General features: G+C 73.5%; 16 protein-coding genes. 8 read left to right on the top strand and 8 right to left on the bottom strand.

The genetic code is table 11. The features are described 5' to 3' along the window. Positions 1 to 7 precede the first annotated feature (7 nt). The 4 genes from glpK (at position 8) to ACWGSR_RS17015 (ending at position 5,736) form a co-directional block, all read left to right on the top strand. Positions 8 to 1,543, top strand: coding sequence for a glycerol kinase GlpK (gene glpK / locus ACWGSR_RS17030; protein WP_376244993.1), 1,536 nt, complete (start codon positions 8 to 10; stop codon positions 1,541 to 1,543). Between the two features lie 27 nt (positions 1,544 to 1,570). Beyond that, complete coding sequence (locus ACWGSR_RS17025) at positions 1,571 to 3,175, top strand: glycerol-3-phosphate dehydrogenase/oxidase (RefSeq protein WP_376244990.1); 1,605 nt, start codon at positions 1,571 to 1,573, stop codon at positions 3,173 to 3,175. A gap of 119 nt (positions 3,176 to 3,294) precedes the next feature. Further along, positions 3,295 to 4,356: an LLM class flavin-dependent oxidoreductase gene (locus ACWGSR_RS17020; protein WP_376244987.1), complete on the top strand. Its 1,062-nt coding sequence runs from the start codon at positions 3,295 to 3,297 to the stop codon at positions 4,354 to 4,356. A gap of 141 nt (positions 4,357 to 4,497) precedes the next feature. Beyond that, positions 4,498 to 5,736, top strand: coding sequence for a PAC2 family protein (locus ACWGSR_RS17015; protein WP_453567193.1), 1,239 nt, complete (start codon positions 4,498 to 4,500; stop codon positions 5,734 to 5,736). Between the two features lie 86 nt (positions 5,737 to 5,822). Here the strand turns inward: ACWGSR_RS17015 and mshC are convergent, their stop codons facing one another. From mshC to ACWGSR_RS16995, 4 genes are all read right to left on the bottom strand, one after another. Next, positions 5,823 to 7,052, bottom strand: a complete 1,230-nt coding sequence (mshC, locus tag ACWGSR_RS17010; RefSeq protein ID WP_376244981.1) for a cysteine--1-D-myo-inosityl 2-amino-2-deoxy-alpha-D-glucopyranoside ligase — start codon at positions 7,050 to 7,052, stop codon at positions 5,823 to 5,825. 205 nt (positions 7,053 to 7,257) lie between these two features. After that, entirely contained in the window at positions 7,258 to 8,064 is an 807-nt protein-coding gene (locus ACWGSR_RS17005) for an SCO1664 family protein (protein WP_453567190.1), read from the bottom strand. Then, entirely contained in the window at positions 8,061 to 8,651 is a 591-nt protein-coding gene (locus tag ACWGSR_RS17000; RefSeq protein ID WP_376244976.1) for a DUF3090 domain-containing protein, read from the bottom strand. The genes ACWGSR_RS17005 and ACWGSR_RS17000 overlap by 4 nt, the downstream gene beginning before the upstream one ends. A gap of 66 nt (positions 8,652 to 8,717) precedes the next feature. Next, entirely contained in the window at positions 8,718 to 9,407 is a 690-nt protein-coding gene (locus tag ACWGSR_RS16995; RefSeq protein WP_376244974.1) for a histidine phosphatase family protein, read from the bottom strand. 195 nt (positions 9,408 to 9,602) lie between these two features. On the opposite strand from ACWGSR_RS16995, the gene ACWGSR_RS16990 reads away from it, so the two are divergent. After that, positions 9,603 to 10,595, top strand: a complete 993-nt coding sequence (locus ACWGSR_RS16990) for a magnesium and cobalt transport protein CorA (protein WP_453567188.1) — start codon at positions 9,603 to 9,605, stop codon at positions 10,593 to 10,595. A gap of 96 nt (positions 10,596 to 10,691) precedes the next feature. Here ACWGSR_RS16990 and ACWGSR_RS16985 read toward each other — a convergent pair whose 3' ends face one another. Then, positions 10,692 to 11,477, bottom strand: coding sequence for a ferritin-like domain-containing protein (locus ACWGSR_RS16985; protein WP_453567186.1), 786 nt, complete (start codon positions 11,475 to 11,477; stop codon positions 10,692 to 10,694). A 272-nt stretch (positions 11,478 to 11,749) separates the two neighbouring features. After that, the gene (locus ACWGSR_RS16980; protein WP_121828642.1) at positions 11,750 to 12,799 is read right to left on the bottom strand and encodes an LLM class F420-dependent oxidoreductase; all 1,050 of its coding nucleotides are present in this window, start codon (positions 12,797 to 12,799) and stop codon (positions 11,750 to 11,752) included. A 129-nt stretch (positions 12,800 to 12,928) separates the two neighbouring features. Between ACWGSR_RS16980 and ACWGSR_RS16975 the strand changes: the two genes are divergently transcribed. Next, complete coding sequence (locus ACWGSR_RS16975; protein WP_376244964.1) at positions 12,929 to 13,906, top strand: aldo/keto reductase; 978 nt, start codon at positions 12,929 to 12,931, stop codon at positions 13,904 to 13,906. After that, entirely contained in the window at positions 13,903 to 16,140 is a 2,238-nt protein-coding gene (locus tag ACWGSR_RS16970) for a helix-hairpin-helix domain-containing protein (RefSeq protein ID WP_453567183.1), read from the top strand. The genes ACWGSR_RS16975 and ACWGSR_RS16970 overlap by 4 nt, the downstream gene beginning before the upstream one ends. A 104-nt stretch (positions 16,141 to 16,244) precedes the next feature. Here ACWGSR_RS16970 and ACWGSR_RS16965 read toward each other — a convergent pair whose 3' ends face one another. After that, positions 16,245 to 16,931 carry a hypothetical protein gene (locus ACWGSR_RS16965; RefSeq protein WP_453567181.1) on the bottom strand — a complete coding sequence of 229 codons (687 nt, stop codon included), beginning with the start codon at positions 16,929 to 16,931 and terminating at the stop codon, positions 16,245 to 16,247. A 47-nt stretch (positions 16,932 to 16,978) separates the two neighbouring features. On the opposite strand from ACWGSR_RS16965, the gene ACWGSR_RS16960 reads away from it, so the two are divergent. Then, a complete protein-coding gene (locus ACWGSR_RS16960) occupies positions 16,979 to 17,167 on the top strand; it encodes a DUF5703 family protein (protein WP_015032473.1) in 189 nt (62 codons plus the stop codon). A 103-nt stretch (positions 17,168 to 17,270) separates the two neighbouring features. On the opposite strand, the gene ACWGSR_RS16955 is transcribed toward ACWGSR_RS16960, so the two are convergent. Continuing rightward, the gene (locus tag ACWGSR_RS16955) at positions 17,271 to 17,963 is read right to left on the bottom strand and encodes a chaplin (RefSeq protein ID WP_376235010.1); all 693 of its coding nucleotides are present in this window, start codon (positions 17,961 to 17,963) and stop codon (positions 17,271 to 17,273) included. Positions 17,964 to 17,970 lie beyond the last annotated feature (7 nt).

Here is a 17,970-nt window from a genome sequence, read left to right as displayed (position 1 = left end):
GCACACCGTGACCGACGCCCACACCTCCGGCCCCTTCATCGCCGCGATCGACCAGGGCACCACCTCCTCCCGCTGCATCGTCTTCGACAAGGACGGCCGGATCGTCTCCGTCGACCAGAAGGAGCACGAGCAGATCTTCCCGAAGCCGGGCTGGGTGGAGCACGACGCCGCCGAGATCTGGACCAACGTCCAGGAGGTCGTCGCCGGCGCCCTGGAGAAGGGGGGGATCACCGCCGCCGACGTCAAGGCCATCGGCATCACCAACCAGCGCGAGACCACGCTGCTGTGGGACAAGAACACCGGCGAGCCGGTCCACAACGCCCTCGTCTGGCAGGACACCCGCACCGACGCCCTCTGCCGGGAGCTCGGCCGCAACGTCGGCCAGGACCGCTTCCGCCGCGAGACCGGCCTGCCCCTCGCCTCGTACTTCTCCGGTCCGAAGGTCCGCTGGCTGCTCGACAACGTCGAGGGGCTGCGCGAGCGCGCCGAGCGCGGCGACATCCTCTTCGGCACCATGGACTCCTGGGTCATCTGGAACCTGACCGGCGGCGTCGACGGCGGCGTGCACGTCACCGACGTCACCAACGCCTCCCGCACCATGCTGATGAACCTCCACGAGATGGCGTGGGACGAGCGCATCCTGCAGTCCATGGAGGTCCCGGCCGCCGTGCTGCCGGAGATCCGCTCCTCCGCCGAGGTGTACGGCACGGTCAAGGGCGGCGTCCTCGACGGCGTCCCGGTCGCCTCCGCGCTCGGCGACCAGCAGGCCGCCCTGTTCGGCCAGACGTGTTTCGCCGAGGGCGAGGCCAAGTCCACGTACGGCACCGGCACCTTCATGCTGATGAACACCGGTGAGAAGATCATCAACTCCTACAGCGGCCTGCTGACCACGGTCGGCTACCGGATCGGCGACGAGAAGCCGGTCTACGCCCTGGAGGGCTCGATCGCCGTCACCGGCTCCCTGGTGCAGTGGATGCGCGACCAGATGGGCCTGATCAAGTCCGCCGCCGAGATCGAGACCCTCGCGTCCTCGGTCGAGGACAACGGCGGCGCCTACTTCGTCCCGGCCTTCTCCGGCCTGTTCGCCCCGTACTGGCGCTCCGACGCGCGCGGTGTCATCGCCGGCCTCACCCGGTACGTCACCAAGGCGCACATCGCCCGCGCCGTCCTGGAGGCCACCGCCTGGCAGACCCGCGAGATCACCGACGCCATGACGAAGGACTCCGGCGTCGAGCTGACCGCGCTCAAGGTCGACGGCGGCATGACCTCCAACAACCTGCTGATGCAGACCCTCTCGGACTTCCTGGACGCGCCCGTCGTGCGCCCCATGGTCGCCGAGACCACCTGCCTCGGCGCCGCCTACGCCGCCGGCCTGGCCGTCGGCTTCTGGCCCGACACCGACGCGCTGCGCGCCAACTGGCGCCGCGCCGCCGAATGGACCCCGCGCATGGACGCCGACAAGCGCGACCGCGAGTACAAGAGCTGGCTGAAGGCCGTCGAGCGCTCCATGGGCTGGCTCGAAGACGAATCCGACGAGCAGTAAGAGCGAGCAGTAAGAGGAGTAAGCGACATGACCACCCTGCAGAGCGTTCCCGCCCTGGGGACGCGCCCGGCTGCCGGTTCCCTGCCGAGCCGCGCCGAGACCCGGGAACAGCTCTCCAAGGCGACGTACGACCTCCTGGTGATCGGCGGCGGCATCCTGGGCATCTCCACCGCCTGGCACGCCGCGCAGTCGGGCCTGCGGGTGGCCCTGGTGGACGCCGGCGACTTCGCCGGCGCCACCTCCTCCGCCTCCTCGAAGCTGCTCCACGGCGGCCTGCGCTACCTGCAGACCGGTGCGGTGAAGCTGGTGGCGGAGAACCACTTCGAGCGGCGCGCGGTCTCCCGCCAGGTGGCCCCGCACCTCGCCAACCCGCTCACCTTCTACCTGCCCGTCTACAAGGGCGGCCCGCACGGCGCGGCCAAGCTGGGCGCCGGCGTCTTCGCGTACTCCGCGCTCTCGGCGTTCGGCGACGGCGTCGGCCACCTGCTCTCCCCGGCCAAGGCCGCGCAGGACGTGCCGGAGCTGCGGACCGAGGACCTGAAGGCGGTGGCCGTCTACGGCGACGACCAGATGAACGACGCCCGGATGGCGCTGATGACGGTCCGCGCCGCGGTCGACGCCGGTGCCACCGTGCTCAACCACGCCGAGGTCACCGGTCTGCGCTTCACCCGCGGCCGGGTCACCGGCGCCGAGCTGAAGGACCGCACCAGCGGCGACGAGTTCGGCGTGAACGCCCGTCTGGTCCTGAACGCGACCGGCCCGTGGGTCGACCACCTGCGGAAGATGGAGGACCCGAACGCGGCCCCCTCCATCCGCCTCTCCAAGGGCGCGCACCTGGTCCTCAAGCGGACCTCGCCGTGGAAGGCCGCGCTCGCCACCCCGATCGACAAGTACCGCATCACCTTCGCCCTCCCCTGGGAGGACATGCTGCTGCTCGGCACCACCGACGAGGAGTACGAGGGCGACCCCGGCCAGGTCGAGGTCACCGAGAAGGACACCGCCCAGATCCTGGACGAGGCCGCGTTCTCCATCCGCGACCAGCAGCTGTCGCGCGACCTCATCACGTACGCCTTCGCCGGTCTGCGGGTGCTCCCCGGCGGCCCCGGCGACACCTCCAAGGCCAAGCGCGAGACGGTCGTGACCGAGGGCCGCGGCGGGATGCTGTCGGTGGCCGGCGGCAAGTGGACGACCTTCCGCCACATCGGCCGCACGGTCATGAAGAAGCTGGAGCAGCTGCCCGGCCACCCGCTCGGCGAGGACTACGAGCCGGTGTCGGCGCTGCCGAAGCGGCTGCCGCTGCCCGGCATAGCCAACCCGAACGCGGTCGCCCACCGGCTGCTCGTCGACGGCCCGGCGCCCGGTCCGCGCATGGCCGCCGACACCGCCAAGCACCTGGCGACCCACTACGGCTCGCTCTCCTTCGAGATCGCCCGCATGGCGAACGAGAACCCGGAGCTCGCCCGCCGCGTCCACCCGGACGCGCCGGAGATCTGGGCGCAGGTCGCCTACGCCCGCGACCACGAGTGGGCCGAGACGGCCGACGACGTGCTGCGCCGCCGCACGACGCTGACCATCCGCGGTCTGGCGACGGACGAGGTCCGCGCCGGGGTCGAGTCGATGCTGCGCAAGTAGGTCGACGACGGGCGAGCAACTCGCCCGCGTGCAGGGGCGGTTCCTCTTCGGGGGGCCGCCCCTTCGGCGTGCCACACTCCGTCCACACGCCCGCAACACTCCGCGCGCAGAGTTGAAGCATGAAGTTTCAGGTGCTCACGATCGTCCACCACTCCCCTCACCCGCTCACCGGCGAACTGCTGTCCGCCGCCGACCGGTTGGAGCAGGTCGTCACGCTCGGCGAGACCGCCGAGCGGCTGGGCTTCGACGCGTACGCGGTCGGCGAGCGGCACGCGGGCCCGTTCCTCTCCTCGGCCCCGACCGTGCTGCTCGCCGCGCTCGCCGCCCGCACCACCCGGATCCGGCTCCTCACCGGCGTGACCGTGGTCGCGATCCTGGACCCCGTCCGGGTCGCCGAGGACTACGCCACCCTCGACCAGCTCTCCCGGGGCCGGCTCGAACTCGTCGTCGGCAAGGGCGCGGAGGCCGGCCACTTCGACCTCTTCGGCCTGGACGAGGAGCGGCAGTGGGACCTCCAGAAGGAGAAGTACGAGCTGCTCCGCCGGCTCTGGACCGAGGAGGGCGTCGACTGGGAGGGCGAGTTCCGGCCCGCCTTGAAGAACGTGACCACGGTCCCGCGCCCGTACGCCGGTCCGCCCCGGATCTGGCACGGCTCGGCCACCAGCCTCAACTCCCCCGAACTCGCGGCGAAGCACGGCGACCCGCTCTTCACCGCCAACGCGATCCAGCCCCGCGAGGCGTACGCGAGGCTCATCGCCCACTACCGCGAGAAGTTCGAGGAGTACGGGCACGACCCGGCCCACGCGCGCGTGGCGGCCGGTTCCGGCGGCCTACTCATCGCCGACACCCCCGAGCAGGCGGTCGCACGCTACAAGGACCTGTACGAGGCGAAGGTCCGCCAGAGCTTCCGGCCGCACCTGGAGGGGAAGGCCGGCTACAACACCCCGTTCCGCACGATCGAGGACGCCATCGCGGGCGGACCCCAGCTGATCGGCTCGCCGCAGCAGATCATCGACAAGATCCTCGGCTACCACGAGCACTACGGACACGACCTCCAGTCCGTCACGGTCGACACCTTCGGGCAGTCGACGGCCGAGCAGGCAGAGACGCTCCAGCGCTTCGCCGAGGAGATCGCGCCGGTGGTCCGGAGGGAGGCGCCCAGCACCCTCTGGGAGGAGTGACCCCGCCGTGTGCGGAGGCGAGTTCCTGGGTAGTCGATCAAGGCCGCACGGGTTTTCGGGGATGTCCGGGGGCTGCGGACGGACCGCCGGAAAGCCGTAAGGTTGGTCCGTACGACAGGAACTTCGAGAAGGAGGCGCTGGGTGATCGAGCTCGAGGGGGTGCCCGAGCTGATCGACCCGGTCATGGTGGCCGCGTTCGAGGGCTGGAACGACGCCGGGGACGCCGCCTCCACCGCGGTCGCCCATCTGGACCGGGAGTGGAAGGGCGAGGTGTTCGCGGCGCTCGACGCCGAGGACTACTACGACTTCCAGGTGAACCGGCCCACGGTCTTCCTGGACAACGGCGTGCGGAAGATCACCTGGCCGACGACCAGACTCTCCGTGGTCCGGGTGGGCGGCGACAAGCCCCGTGACCTGGTGCTCGTGCGCGGCATCGAGCCCTCGATGCGCTGGCGCTCCTTCTGCAACGAGCTGCTCGCCTTCGCGCACGAGCTGGGCGTGGAGATGGTGGTGATCCTGGGTGCGCTGCTCGGCGACACCCCGCACACCCGGCCGGTCCCGGTCAGCGGAGTGACCTCCGACCCGGACCTGGCGCGCACGATGGACCTGGAGGAGACCCGGTACGAGGGCCCGACGGGCATCGTGGGCATCCTCCAGGAGGCGTGCACGCACGCGGGCGTGCCGGCCGTGAGCCTGTGGGCGGCGGTGCCGCACTACGTGTCGCAGCCGCCGAACCCGAAGGCGACGCTGGCCCTGCTGAACCGCCTGGAGGACCTGATCGGGCTGCGCATCCCGCTGGGCGAGCTGCCCGAGGACGCGCGGGCCTGGCAGGTGGGCGTGGACCAGCTGGCGGCCGAGGACAGCGAGGTCGCCGAGTACGTGCAGACCCTGGAGGAGGCCCGGGACACCGCGGAGCTCCCGGAGGCGTCGGGCGAGGCGATCGCCCGCGAGTTCGAGCGGTACCTGCGGCGGCGCGAGCCGGGCGCGGGCCCCGGTCCGGGGGTGGCGACGGAGGGCGGGGACTCCCCGTTCCTGCGCGACCCCGGCAGCGGCCGCACCCGCCCGCCGAAGCCGGAGCAGCCGGGACCGGAGTCGGTTCCGGGGACGGAGTCGGTTCCGGGGACGGAGTCGGTTCCGGACGCGGAGGCGGTTCCGGAGCCGGAAGCGGATGCGCAGGACGGCGGGTCCGTTCCGGACGGGGGCGCCACGGGCGAGAACCCGCCCGGCAAGAGCCCGTCCGGTGAGAACCCGCCCAGCGAGAGCCCGTCCGGCAAGAACCCGTCCGGCGAGGGTCCGTCCGACGAGGGACCGGATGCCGGTGGCCCGAACGGCGAGGGACCGAAGGACGACGAGGGCCCGGGCGACGACTCCGGCAAGTGACGAGCGGTGAGCGGTGAGGGAGGGGCGCCCGGTTACGGGCGCCCCTCCCTCGTGTCGTCGTGTGCCGTGCGGAACCCTCCGGCGTCCTACAGGGCGACGCCCAGGAGCGCGTCGACCGTGCGGGAGGCGAGGCCGGGGGCGGATTCGTCGGTGCCGCCCCCGGACTCCTGGAGCGCGGCCCAGCGGTCGACCGCCGCGAGCGCGGCCGGCGTGTCGAGGTCGTCGGCGAGGGCCTCGCGGACCTCCTCGACGAGGGCGTCGGCGGACGGTCCATCGGGGCGGGAGACGGCGGCGCGCCAGCGTCCGAGGCGCTCCACGGCGTCCTGGAGGACCCCGTCGGTCCACTCCCAGTCGGCGCGGTAGTGGTGGGAGAGGAGCGCGAGCCGGATGGCGGCCGGGTCGACGCCGTCGCGGCGCAGCTTCGAGACGAAGACCAGGTTGCCCCTGGACTTGGACATCTTCTCGCCGTCGAGGCCGACCATGCCGGCGTGGACGTACGCCTTGGCCATCGGGAACTCGCCGGTGAGGGTCTGGGCGTGCGAGGCGCCCATCTCGTGGTGCGGGAAGATCAGGTCGGAGCCGCCGCCCTGCACGTCGAAGCCCATGCCGAGGTGGTCGAGGGCGATGGCGACGCACTCGATGTGCCAGCCGGGGCGGCCCGCGCCGAGGCTGCCGCCGTCCCAGCTCGGCTCGCCCTCGCGGGCGGCCATCCAGAGCATGGGGTCGAGCGGGTTCTTCTTGCCGGGGCGCTCGGGGTCGCCGCCGCGCTCGGCGGAGAGGTGGCGCATCAGCTCGGTGTCGTAGTTCGAGACCCGGCCGAAGTGCGGGTCGGCGTCGACGGAGAAGTAGATGTCGCCGTCGAGTTCGTAGGCGGCGCCGGAGTCCCGCAGGCGCTCGACGAGCGGGACGATGCCCGGTATGGCCTCGACCGCGCCGATGTAGTGCTGCGGGGGGAGCATCCGCAGGGCCGTCATGTCCTCGCGGAAGAGGGCGGTCTCGCGCTCGGCGAGGCCGACCCAGTCGACGCCGTCGCGGACCGCGCGCTCCAGGAGGGGGTCGTCCACGTCCGTCACGTTCTGGACGTAGTGAACCTGCCGCTTGGTGTCGAGCCACACGCGCTGAACGAGGTCGAACGCGTTGTAGGTCGCCGCGTGACCCATGTGGGTCGCGTCGTACGGGGTGATGCCGCAGACGTAGATGCGGGCGACGGGGCCGGGGACGAGGGTGACTCGTCCGCCGGTCGCGGTGTCGTGGATCCGGAGGTCGCGGCCCTTGCCGGGAAGGGCGGGGACCTCAGAAGCGGGCCAGGCATGCATGACCCGAGCGTAACCGGACAGGTGTTCCGGATACGAACCGGATCCGGGATCTTGACCGATTAGGCGGTCTTGCGGGGCGGATGCGCACGTGCGTACCCCTGAGGGGTGCCTTTCGGTGCCGCTCGGCTTGGCCGAAACCTTTCGGTCGAACCTCTGGGGCGCCGGAGCCGCGCGGGCCCTGGAGCGGCGCCCGGGACGGCGGTTCTCAGACGGGCGGCCAGGGGAGGGCGGGCCACTGCCCCGAGGGCTCCGGGTGGCGTCCGCTCGCCCGCAGGGCCGCCACGCGGGCGCGTACCGCCGCCACCTCGGCGCCGGTGAGCAGTTCGGCCAGTCGGGTGGCGAGCGGCGCTCCGGGCGCCAGGGTCCGGTCGAGGCCGTCGAGGACCTCGACCGCCTCGGCGGTCAGCTCCTCGCCCGCCCATCCCCACAGCAGGGTGCGCAGCTTGTCCTCGACGTGGAAGGTGACCCCGTGGTCGATGCCGTACAGGTGTCCGCCGGGGGCCGGCAGCAGGTGTCCGCCCTTGCGGTCGCCGTTGTTGACGACGGCGTCCAGGACGGCGAGCCGCCGCAGCTCGGGGGTGTCGGCGTGGACGAGGAGGGCGGTGCGGCCCTCGCCGACCTCGGCCTCCCCGACGGCCTTCCAGCCCTCTCCCGGCTCCTCGTCCTCGGTGAGGGCCAGGAGCCGCGCCTCGGGGTCGGCCTCGATCCAGAGCTGGACCATGCCCTCCCCGTACGGGCCTTCGCGCAGGACCGTCGGCGGGACCAGGCCCCAGCCGGTGGCCTCGGAGACCTCGTACGCGGCGACCTCGCGCCGGGCGAGGTTGCCGTCGGGGAAGTCCCACAGCGGCCGCTCCCCCGCGACCGGCTTGTAGACGCAGGCGGCCTCCTGCCCCTCGTGCGCGACGGAGCAGTAGAGGACGGCGTTGGAGGCCTCGCGGATCCGGCCGCGCACGGTCAGCTCACCGCGGGCGAGCAGTTCCGCGCCCGGCAGGGTCTGGGGGCTGCTGCTCATGCTCCGCGGCGGTATCCGTTCTGGCGGGGGCAGACGTGCCCCTCGGGGTCGAGCGGCAGGCTGCACAGCGGGCACGGCGGGCGGCCGGCGTTGACGACGTCCAGGGCGCGCTTGGCGAAGGCCCGGGCCTGGGCGCCGGAGAGGCGGACCCGGAGCATCGGCGGGCCGTTCTCCTCGTCCTGGAGCATGCGCTCCTCGGCCTCGGCGAGGTCCTCCTCGGAGTCCGCGTCGAGCTCCACGAGGGCCTGCGCCTCGACGATCATGCGCTGCTCCTCGCCGTCCCAGGCGAGCGCCATGGTGCCGACCCGGAACTCCTCCTCGACGGGCACGTCGAGGGGGGCGGCGTCCGCGATCTCGGTGGGGGCGACGGCGGGCACGGGCGCGTTGCCCCCGGTGCGCCGGACGACCTCGTCGAGGAGTTCGTCGATGCGCTCGGCGAGGGCGGCGACCTGCATCTTCTCCAGGGCGACGCTGGTGACCCGGCCGCCGGCGGACGCCTGGAGGAAGAACGTACGGCGGCCAGGCAGCCCGACCGTACCGGCCACGAAACGCTCCGGTGGGTCGTAGAGGAACACCTGACGGGACACGTTCCCGACTCCTTGCGTCTCGACGGTCGTACTACAGCGGCGCGTCCACCCTACTGCGCGAAGGGATCACGGTGCGCCCGCACCGCCACCGACCTCGGCCGCCCCGCTGTCCCCGGGACGCTCGCGGGGGGCGAATCCGGCGAAGTCCCCCGTGTCGCCGAGCCGGAGGAGGAAGGGACGCAGGCGCGTGTAGCGGATGACGGTGACCGAGCAGGGGTCGACCTGGACGCGCTGGAAGAGGTCGAGGTGGAGGCCGAGGGCGTCCGCCACGAGCGACTTGACGATGTCGCCGTGGGAGCACATGAGGTAGCAGGCGTCCTCGCCGTGCTCGGCCTCGATCCGCGCGTTCCAGTCGCGCACGGCCTCGACGGCGCGGTTCTGCATGGCGCGCATGGACTCGCCGCCGGGGAAGGCGGCGGCGGAGGCGTGCGCCTGGACGACCTCCATCAGGGGCTCGTCGTTGAGCTCGGCGAGCTTGCGGCCCGACCAGTCGCCGTAGTCGCACTCGTTGATCCGGTCCTCGACGTGGAGCGGGAGGTCCGGACGGGCGTCGAGGAGGGGCCGCAGGGTCTCCCGGCAGCGCTGGAGGGGGCTGGAGACGGCGGCGGCGAGCGGGACGTCCGCGAGGCGCCCGGGAAGGGCGGCGGCCTGCGCGGCCCCGCGCTCGTCGAGCGCGATCCCGGGCGTGCGCCCGGCGAGGAGCCCGGAGGTGTTGGCGGTGGAGCGTCCGTGCCGGACGAGGATCAACGTGGCCATGGCGGCCAGCCTAGGCGGTGCCCGGTGCGGGCCCGTCCCCTCCAAGGGCCTCCGCACGCGCGCGCGTGCGGAACGCAGCACGTCCGGCGGCCCCGCACACGCGCACGTCCGGCGGCCCCGCACACGCGCGCGTGCGGAGCGCCGGGAGCGCCGCGCGAGCCGTACGCATGCATGGCGGAGGCGTTCGGGGGGAGAATGCGCCCCGTGATCGTGGACTCTGCCATCTACCGGGACGGGCGCCGCACGGACGGGCCCGCCGACCTCTCGGACGCCCTGGAGGAGGCGCGGTCGAAGGGCGACGCGTTCCTGTGGGTGGGGCTGCACGAGCCCACGGAGGCGGAGTTCGAGCACGTCACCTCGGAGTTCGCGCTGCACCCGCTGGCCGTCGAGGACGCCCTGAAGGCCCACCAGCGGCCCAAGCTTGAGGTCTACGACGACTCGCTGTTCATGGTGCTCAAGCCGGTCGTGTACGAGCCGGAGAGCGACCGGGTCTCCTCGGGCGAGCTGATGCTGTTCGTCGGCGACTCGTTCGTGGTCACGGTCCGGCACGGCGAGGGGGCCCCGCTGGCGGAGGTGCGCCGACGCCTGGAGGCCGACCCGGAGGTCCTGAGGAACGGGCCGACGGCGGTCCTGTACGCGGTGAGCGACGCGATCGTGGACCACTACCTGGAGGTCGCGGGCGAACTCCAGGTGGACCTGGAGGAGCTGGAGGCGAACGTCTTCGCACCCGCCGGGGACGCGGGCTCCAACACGGCGGCGCGGATCTACACGGCGAAGCGGCAGGTCCTGGAGTTCCGGCGGGCCAGCAATCCGCTGGCCGGGCCGATGGCCCGGCTCACGGCCGGTTCGGTGCCGTTCGTGAACGAGCACTCCCAGCCGTTCTTCCGGGACGTCAACGACCACCTGCTGCGCTCCAACGAGCAGGTGGAGGGCCTGGACCGGCTCCTGTCCGACGTCCTCTCGGCCCATCTGGCGCAGATGGGGGTGCGGCAGAACGACGACATGCGGAAGATCTCCGCGTGGGCGGCCATGGCCGCGGTCCCCACCATGGTCGCGGGGATCTACGGCATGAACTTCGAGCACATGCCGGAGCTGCGCTGGGGCATGGGGTACCCGGCGGTGATCCTGGTGATGACGGGCATCGTCATCACCCTGTACCGGATGTTCAAGCGGCGCGGCTGGATGTAGGCCCCGTTCGTTCGAGCGGCGCGGCTGGATGTAGGCCCCATTCGTTCGAGCGGCGCGGCTGGATGCGGGAACGTTTCCGCCGTGCCGGAGCCCGGATCAGAAGGCGGGGGCGGGGGTCGCCGGCCCTCCGAGCGCGTCGAGCCGCTCGGGCATCCTGAGGTCGATCATCTTGTGCCACCCGGCGGCGCGCTCGTACGCGTACATGCCGTGGATGCCGGCGGCGAGGGCGAGGGCCTTGGGCTTCGGCCACTTCAGGATGCGGCCCATGTGGCGCATCACGGCGAGGCTGACGTCGCGGTAGACCTGGATCTCGACGAGGGCGGACGCGCGCAGGGTCCGCTGGATCAGCCGGCCGTGGCCCCGGCGGGCGAGCCGGAGCAGTTCCTCGTGGCAGTAGGCGAGGTGGTTCGCCTCGTCGTTGTCGATCATGTGGATGGCCTTGCCCAGTTCAGGGTGGTCCCCGAAGTACGTGACGAGCATGTCCATCTGGTCGGCGGCCCGCTGCTCGGTGACCCGGCTGTGGGCGAGGTAGACGATGACGTCCCGCTCGGTCAGCGGCTCGTCGCGGCGGAGCTTGTCGTGCGCGAGGCCGATGCCGCGCTGTTCGAGGAGCATCGTGTAGTCGGTGTCGGGGGGCACCGGGACGGGTTCGAGGCCGCGCTTCTTCATCAGCGCGTTGAAGATCCGGCCGTGCTTGTCCTCGTCGGCGCCGTGCCGGACGATCTTGGGCGCGAGTTCGCGCATCCCGGGGGCGACGAGCGCCGCGATCCGGCCGTTCTCCCAGCCGCCCTGGGCCTCGCCGCTCGCCGCGATCGAGCAGAAGAGCCGGAAGGACTCGTCGTCGTCGATGATTTCCTGGAACAGGCCCTTGGCCGTGAGCATCGCCGCCACCTCCGTGCGGACGTTCGCACTCCGGTACGTCCGGGGGGCACCCCGTCCGGGGAGAACGAGTCAAGTCCGGTCCGGGGCGGCGGGCAACACGGGGGCGGGAACGGTTCGGCCGGAAGAGTGAGCCCCGAGGGCGTAACCAGGGGCCCGCCGGAGCCGTTGTGCTGCGTGACGGCCGTGGCGGGGAAGACCCCCGAGCCCCCACCACGGCCGCAGGCCTCACCGGCGGCTCCGTGCGGGACATCCCGTACGGAGCCGCCGGCGCGTCACGCGAGTCCCGCCCGCTCCAGGGCCTCGACGCCCGCCCGCAGGGCCGCCACCCGCTCGTCCAGGGTGAAGCCGGCCGGGGCGACGGTGAGGGTGGTGACCCCGGCCGCGGCGTAGGCCGCCATCCGGTCCGCGATCCGCTCGACGGAGCCGAGCAGGGTGGTCCGGTCGATCAGCGAGTGCGGCACGGCGGCCGCGGCCCCCGTCTTGTCGCCGGCCAGGTACTTGTCCTGGACCTCGGCGGCCTCCTTCTCGTACCCCATGCGCCGCGCGAGCTGGTTGTAGAAGTTCTGCTTGCGGCTGCCCATGCCGCCGACGTAGAGGGCGGTGTACGGCCGGAACACGTCGGCGAGCGCGTCGACGTCGTCGCCGAGGGCGAGCGGCACGGTGGGACAGACGTCGAAGCCGTCCATGGTCAGGCCGGCCTTCTCGCGGCCCGCGCGGATGTGCCGCAGGGCCGTGTCCTCCAGGTGGTCGGCGGAGGGGAAGATCAGCAGGGCGCCGTCGGCGATCTCGCCGGTCTGCTCCAGGTTCTTGGGGCCGATCGCGGCGATGTAGAGCGGGATGTGCTCGCGCTGCGGGTGCACGGTGAGCTTGAGGGGCTTGCCGGGGCCGTCGGGGAGCGGGAGGGTCCAGTGCTCGCCCTCATAGCTGAGCCGCTCGCGGGTCATGGCCTTGCGGACGATCTCGACGTACTCGCGGGTCCGGGCGAGCGGCTTGTCGAACTTCACGCCGTACCAGCCCTCGGAGACCTGGGGTCCGGAGACGCCGAGGCCGAGCCGGAAGCGGCCGCCGCTGAGCGAGTCGAGGGTGGCGGCGGTCATCGCCGTCATGGCGGGCTGCCGGGCCGGGATCTGCATGATCGCGGAGCCGACGTCGATCCGCTCGGTCTTCGCCGCCACCCAGGCGAGGACGGTGGGCGCGTCGGAGCCGTAGGCCTCGGCGGCCCAGCAGACGTCGTACCCGAGGCGGTCCGCCTCCTGCGCGACGGCGAGGTTGTCGCCGTCCATACCGGCGCCCCAGTAGCCGAGGTTGATGCCGAGCCGCATTCCACGCACCCCTTACCCATCGGTAACGTCTCTGTGGGCGGGACTCTAGCGCGCGGTCGGCGCCTCCGACAGGACGCGGTTGTCCACAGCCTCCCTCCGCGTGGTGCCCCGGCCAGTAATCTCGCGCCCATGGAGCAGAGGCATCTCGGACGTACGGGCCTGCGTGTGTCGCGCATCGGACTCGGCACCCTCACCTGGGGCCGGGACACCGACGAGCACGACGCCGCCGAGCAGCTGAAGGCGTTCTGGGAGGCCGGCGGCACGCTCGTGGACACCGCCGACGTGTACGGCGGGGGCGAGGCGGAGTACCTGCTCGGGCGCCTCATGGAGCGGCTCGTGTCCCGGCAGGACCTCGTCCTGTCGACCAAGGCGGGCAGCGTCCCCGATCCCGACCGGCGCACGGACGGCTCGCGCGGGCACCTGCTCGCCGCGCTCGACGCCTCCCTCGCCCGGCTCGGCACGGACCACGTGGACCTGTGGCAGCTCCACGCCTTCGACCCGCACACGCCCCTGGAGGAGTCCCTCCAGGCGCTCGACATCGCCGTGCGCAGCGGACGGGCCCGGTACGCGGGCGTGGCGAACTTCTGCGGCTGGCAGCTCGCCAAGGCGGGCACCTGGCAGCTCGGCGGGGACCGGACCCGGCTCGCGGGCGCGCAGCTGGAGTACTCGCTGCTCCAGCGGGGCGTGGAGCGCGAGGTGCTGCCGGCGGCCCTGGACCTCGGGATAGGCCTGCTGCCCTCCTCGCCGCTGGGGCGCGGCGTCCTGACCGGGAAGTACCGGAGCGGGACGCCGACGGACTCGCGGGGCGCGTCGGAGACGATGGCGCCGTTCGTGGAGCCGTACCTGGACGACGCGGCGAGCCGGATCGTGGACGCGGTGACGACGGCGGCCGACGGCCTCGCGACGACCCCGCTGCACGTGGCGCTCGCCTGGGTCCGCGACCGGCCCGGGGTGACCGCCCCGATCGTCGGCGCGCGCACGTCGCGGCAGCTCGCGGCCGCGTTGTCGGTGGAGGCGCTTAGTCTTCCTGACGAGATCTGTCGGGCGCTGGACGACGTGTCGGCGCCCGTGCACCGCTATCCGGATCACGACTGGAGCACCTTGTGACCGAGCCTTCCGGGGAGACCGCGCCCGAGGCACCCGAGGACGTGGAGCCCACCGAGGACGTACGGGAGGGGACCGAGACGGCCGGGGAGGCCGGGACGGACCCGGACGACGGGCCGGGGGAGGCCGACGCGACGGGGGACGTGCCGGAGACGGCCGACGGGCCGGAGACGGCCGACGGGCCGGAGGAGACCGGGGAGGCCTCCGAGCAGCCGGCCCGGGACGCCGGGAAGACCGGCGGCTCCGACGACGCGCCCGAGCTGAGCGAGGCGCAGGCCGAGCTGGCGGCGCAGCGGGAGCTGCGGGCGAGGATCGAGGCGCGGAAGGCCGAAAAGGACGGCCCGGTCGCGGCCGGCACCAAGCTGAGCGGGACCGCCGCGGACCTCCTCGCGGCGGTCCGGGCCGTGGAGGGCGGTGCGGCCAAGGGCAGTGCCTTTTACGAGGCGGCCGACCCGGTGCCCCGGTCCCCCGCCCCCGAGCGGGCCCCGGTGGCGGCCCCCCGCTCCCCCGCACCGGAGCACCCCACGGCTCCGGCGCCCGCCACCACGGCCGCCGTCCGCGAGGTCCTGGCCAGGGGCGGCGCTCCGGAGGCGTTGGCCGGGCAGGTGGCCGCCGCGCTCGGCGAGGGCGCGGCCGCGGCGCTGTCCGACGACCCCTGGCAGCTCCTCGCGGTGGCGGGAGTGCGGCCGGAGCAGGCCGACGGCTTCGCGCGGGCGCTGCTCGGCCCCGACTGCGGCCCCGGCGACCCGCGCCGTACGGTCGCCCTCACCGTGTGGCTCCTGGAGCGGGCCGCGCTCCAGGGGCACACCGCCCTGGAGGCCGGGACCGTGCGCGCCGGGCTCGCCGCGCACTCCGTGCCCGACCCCGAGGAGGCGGTCGACACGGCGGTCTCCGAGGGGGCGGTCCACCTCTTCCAGGAAGAGCGGGAGGAACCCGGGGAGGAGGCGGAGGAGCCCGGCGAGGACGCGGACGGGGTCTCGGAAGAGAGCGGGGAGAGCGGCGAGGAGCCGCCCGCGCTGCTCGGCCTCGACCGGTACGCGCTCGCGGAGGAGAGCCTCGCGGAGGGCCTCGCCCGTCTCGTCAGGACGGCCACGGCGGACACCTGGGAGGGCTCCGAGCTCGAACGCGCCGCCGGCGCGCACGGCCTCGTCCTGCACACCGGCGGCGAGGCCGCCCGCGCCGAGCCGGTGGCGCTCGCGGCGGCGGCCCGCGGGCGGGGGCTCCGCGCCCTGGTCGCGGTCCACTCCGACGACGGGCGGCGCGCGCTCGGCGCCGCGGGGGCGGAGGCCGTGACGGTCGCCGCCCTGCTGTCCGGGGCGGCCGGACCGGGCCGGGACGAGGACGGGGCCCTCGCCCTGGACGTCCTGGCGGTGCTCGACGCGCCGCAGCTGGACGTGGAGACGGCCGCGACGCTCGTGGAGTCCCTGCCGGACGGCTGCCGCCTGGTCCTGAGCGGCGACCCGGAGGTCCTCGGGGCCCCGGGCGCGGGCCGGGTCTTCGCCGACGCGCTCGCGGCCGGGGTGTGCCCCCGGATCGCCTCGCGCGTCCCCGACCCGGGGCCGCTCGGCGAGCTGGTGTCGGGCATCGGCGTCGGCGAACTGAACCAGGTCGAGGCACCCGGCAAGGAGGTCGTCATCGTCCCGGTGCGGGACGCGGGCGAGGCCGTGCACCGCACCGTCCAGCTGGTGGCCGACTCGGTGCCCCGGGCGATCGGGGTGCCGCCGGAGCGGACGCAGGTCGTCACGGTCGGCCACGGCGGCTCGGCCGGCACGCGCGCGCTGAACGCCGCCCTCAAGCAGCGGCTCAACCCCGGGCCCGGCCGGTTCGGCGGCTACGACCCCGGCGACCGGGTGGCGTACGCGCCGGTGCCGGGGCGGACGGTCACCGGCACGGTCCTCTCGGCCGACGCCGAGGGCCTGCGGCTGCGCTGCGGGGACGACGAGCTCCTCGTGCCGAAGGAGCGGGTGGAGTCGGCGCTGCGGCACGGCTGGGCGCTCACCGCGCACCAGGCGGCCGGGTCGCGGTGGCCCGCGGTGGTCGCGGTGCTGCCCGGGGACGCGGCCGGGGGCCTGAGCCGGCCGTGGGTGTACACGGCCTTCGGCCGGGCGGAGCGCCATCTGTCGGTCGTGCACGGCGTGGACCAGGCACTGCCCCGGGCGGTGGCCGAGGGGGTGGCCCCGGAGCGCACGACCCGGCTGCGTCCGCTCCTGGAGGGGCTGCTCGCCGCCGGGGAGTAGGGCGGCGCGGGAACGACGGGAGGGCCGGGACGCCTCGTACGGCGTCCCGGCCCTCCCGGGTGTTCGCGTCTCCGCGCCGCCGCCTCCCCGCGGCGGCCCGGAGGTCAGGCGCGGGCCCTCCCGGACGGGCCGCGGCCGTCGCCGTCGTCGCCGTCGTCGCCGTCCGCGTCCTCGTCCTCGTCCTCGTCGAAGACGGAGCTGACGTCGAAGCGACAGACGATCCGCTCGGGATCGGCGTGCTCGAAGGGGGTGTTGAGCCACTCCCCCGGTTCGGGGAGTTCGTCGGCCGCGACGACCCAGAGCGTGGAGTCGCCCTCCTCCAGGCCGAAGTCCTTGTGCCGGGAGGCGATCTCGTCCGGTTCGTACTCGCCGAAGAGCACGCCGAGCGCGGCGAGGGGCGAGACGCCGGCCTTGGCGGCCGCCCCGGTGACGTCCTCGCCGCCGGCCTCGGCGACGCGACGGGCCTGGGCGAGCAGTCGTCGGGGTTCCGCCACGGCGTAGTCGCGGCGGATCAGGAGGCTGAGGGCGTGGGGCTCGTCGGGCCCGGTGTAGGGCGGCAGGGAGCCGTCCGCGCCGGGGATCTCGAAGGGGGTGACCTCGTCGTAGTGGTCGTAGAGGAGTTCGTCGTAGGTCTCGGCCGCCGAGGCCAGGGCGTTGAAGGCCTCGTAGACGGCCGGGTCGTCGTCCCCCGTGCGGCGTTCGACCGCCGCGAGGTGACGGTCCAGTGCGGCTTTGACCGCCTCGGCGGCGGCACGTACCTCGGCAGCGGTGGGCTGCGCAGCATCAGACATGGGACAGACGCTATCCGTACCGGGGCCGTGCCCGCACAATAGATGCGATGCCGGAATACGAATTTGTCGACGTGTACGTGCCGCGCGGCGTCTCCCGCAAGGAGGCGACGCGCCTGCTGACCGACCATGCCGAGTACGGACACTGGGAGTTGGACCGTCTGAGCCTGCACCGGGACGGGAGCCGCAGAGTGCGGCTGAAACGGCGGATCATCCGCCAGGTCAGGGCGACCTGGTAGACCGGAGAACGACGAGAAGGGGCCCCGCGGTGTGCGGGGCCCCCGTGCGTGGTGCGCGTCCGCGCGTGGTGCTCGTCACACGGCCCCGGGCCGTGCGGCGGGCTCAGGCGGCGCGGCGGGCGCGGCGGTAGATCAGCGAACCGGCGAGCAGCAGTCCGGCGCCGGCGGGGACGATCACGCCGAGCGGCCCGGAGCCGGTCTCGGCGAGCTCCTCGACGGCCCGCGGCGTCGTCCCGGTGTGCGTGCCGGGGGTGTTCGACCCGCCGTCGGTGCCGGGGGTGCCCGGGTTTCCGGGGGTCCCGGGGTTGCCCGGGTTTCCGGGGTTCTCCGGGGTCTCCGGATTCCCCGGCCGCGTCGGCTCGACGCCGTTGCCGCAGTCGTTGCCCGCGGCCGGGTTGAGGAGCCCGATGACCGAGACGCTGTTGCCGCACACGTTCACCGGGACGTCGACCGGCACCTGGACGTTGTTGCCGGAGCCCACGCCGGGCGAGCCGCTCGTGTGGCCACCGGCGGAGGATCCGCCACCGGGCTTGCCCGGCTTGCCGGACCCGGAGACGTTGGCGCACTTGTTGCCCATCGCCGGATTCAGCAGTCCGACGACGCTGACGGTGTTTCCGCAGGCGTTCACCGGCACGTGGACCGGGACCTGGACGGAGTTCCCGGACGCGACGCCCGGGGAGTTCACGGCCGCGCCGTTCGCACCGGAGTCGGCGTACGCGTGACCGCCGCCGATCGCGGCGAAGACGCCGCCGGCGGCCGCGACGGTGATGAGGCCCTTGCGCGTGACCTGTCGCATAGCTTGT

Source organism: Streptomyces sp. NPDC055632 (assembly GCF_053618675.1).
Note: the sequence above shows the minus strand (reverse complement) of the source record. Positions and strands in the feature narration are given on the sequence as shown.

Coding starts and splice junctions, on each gene's coding strand:
- ACWGSR_RS16965 (WP_453567181.1), bottom strand. CDS start 16,931: ATGTCTGATGCTGCGCAGCCCACCGCTGCCGAGGTACGTGCCGCCGCC.
- ACWGSR_RS16955 (WP_376235010.1), bottom strand. CDS start 17,963: ATGCGACAGGTCACGCGCAAGGGCCTCATCACCGTCGCGGCCGCCGGC.
- ACWGSR_RS16975 (WP_376244964.1), top strand. CDS start 12,929: ATGGAGCAGAGGCATCTCGGACGTACGGGCCTGCGTGTGTCGCGCATC.
- ACWGSR_RS16980 (WP_121828642.1), bottom strand. CDS start 12,799: ATGCGGCTCGGCATCAACCTCGGCTACTGGGGCGCCGGTATGGACGGC.
- ACWGSR_RS16995 (WP_376244974.1), bottom strand. CDS start 9,407: ATGGCCACGTTGATCCTCGTCCGGCACGGACGCTCCACCGCCAACACC.
- mshC (WP_376244981.1), bottom strand. CDS start 7,052: ATGCATGCCTGGCCCGCTTCTGAGGTCCCCGCCCTTCCCGGCAAGGGC.
- ACWGSR_RS16960 (WP_015032473.1), top strand. CDS start 16,979: ATGCCGGAATACGAATTTGTCGACGTGTACGTGCCGCGCGGCGTCTCC.
- ACWGSR_RS17020 (WP_376244987.1), top strand. CDS start 3,295: ATGAAGTTTCAGGTGCTCACGATCGTCCACCACTCCCCTCACCCGCTC.
- ACWGSR_RS17005 (WP_453567190.1), bottom strand. CDS start 8,064: ATGAGCAGCAGCCCCCAGACCCTGCCGGGCGCGGAACTGCTCGCCCGC.
- ACWGSR_RS16990 (WP_453567188.1), top strand. CDS start 9,603: ATGCGCCCCGTGATCGTGGACTCTGCCATCTACCGGGACGGGCGCCGC.
- ACWGSR_RS17025 (WP_376244990.1), top strand. CDS start 1,571: ATGACCACCCTGCAGAGCGTTCCCGCCCTGGGGACGCGCCCGGCTGCC.
- ACWGSR_RS16985 (WP_453567186.1), bottom strand. CDS start 11,477: ATGCTCACGGCCAAGGGCCTGTTCCAGGAAATCATCGACGACGACGAG.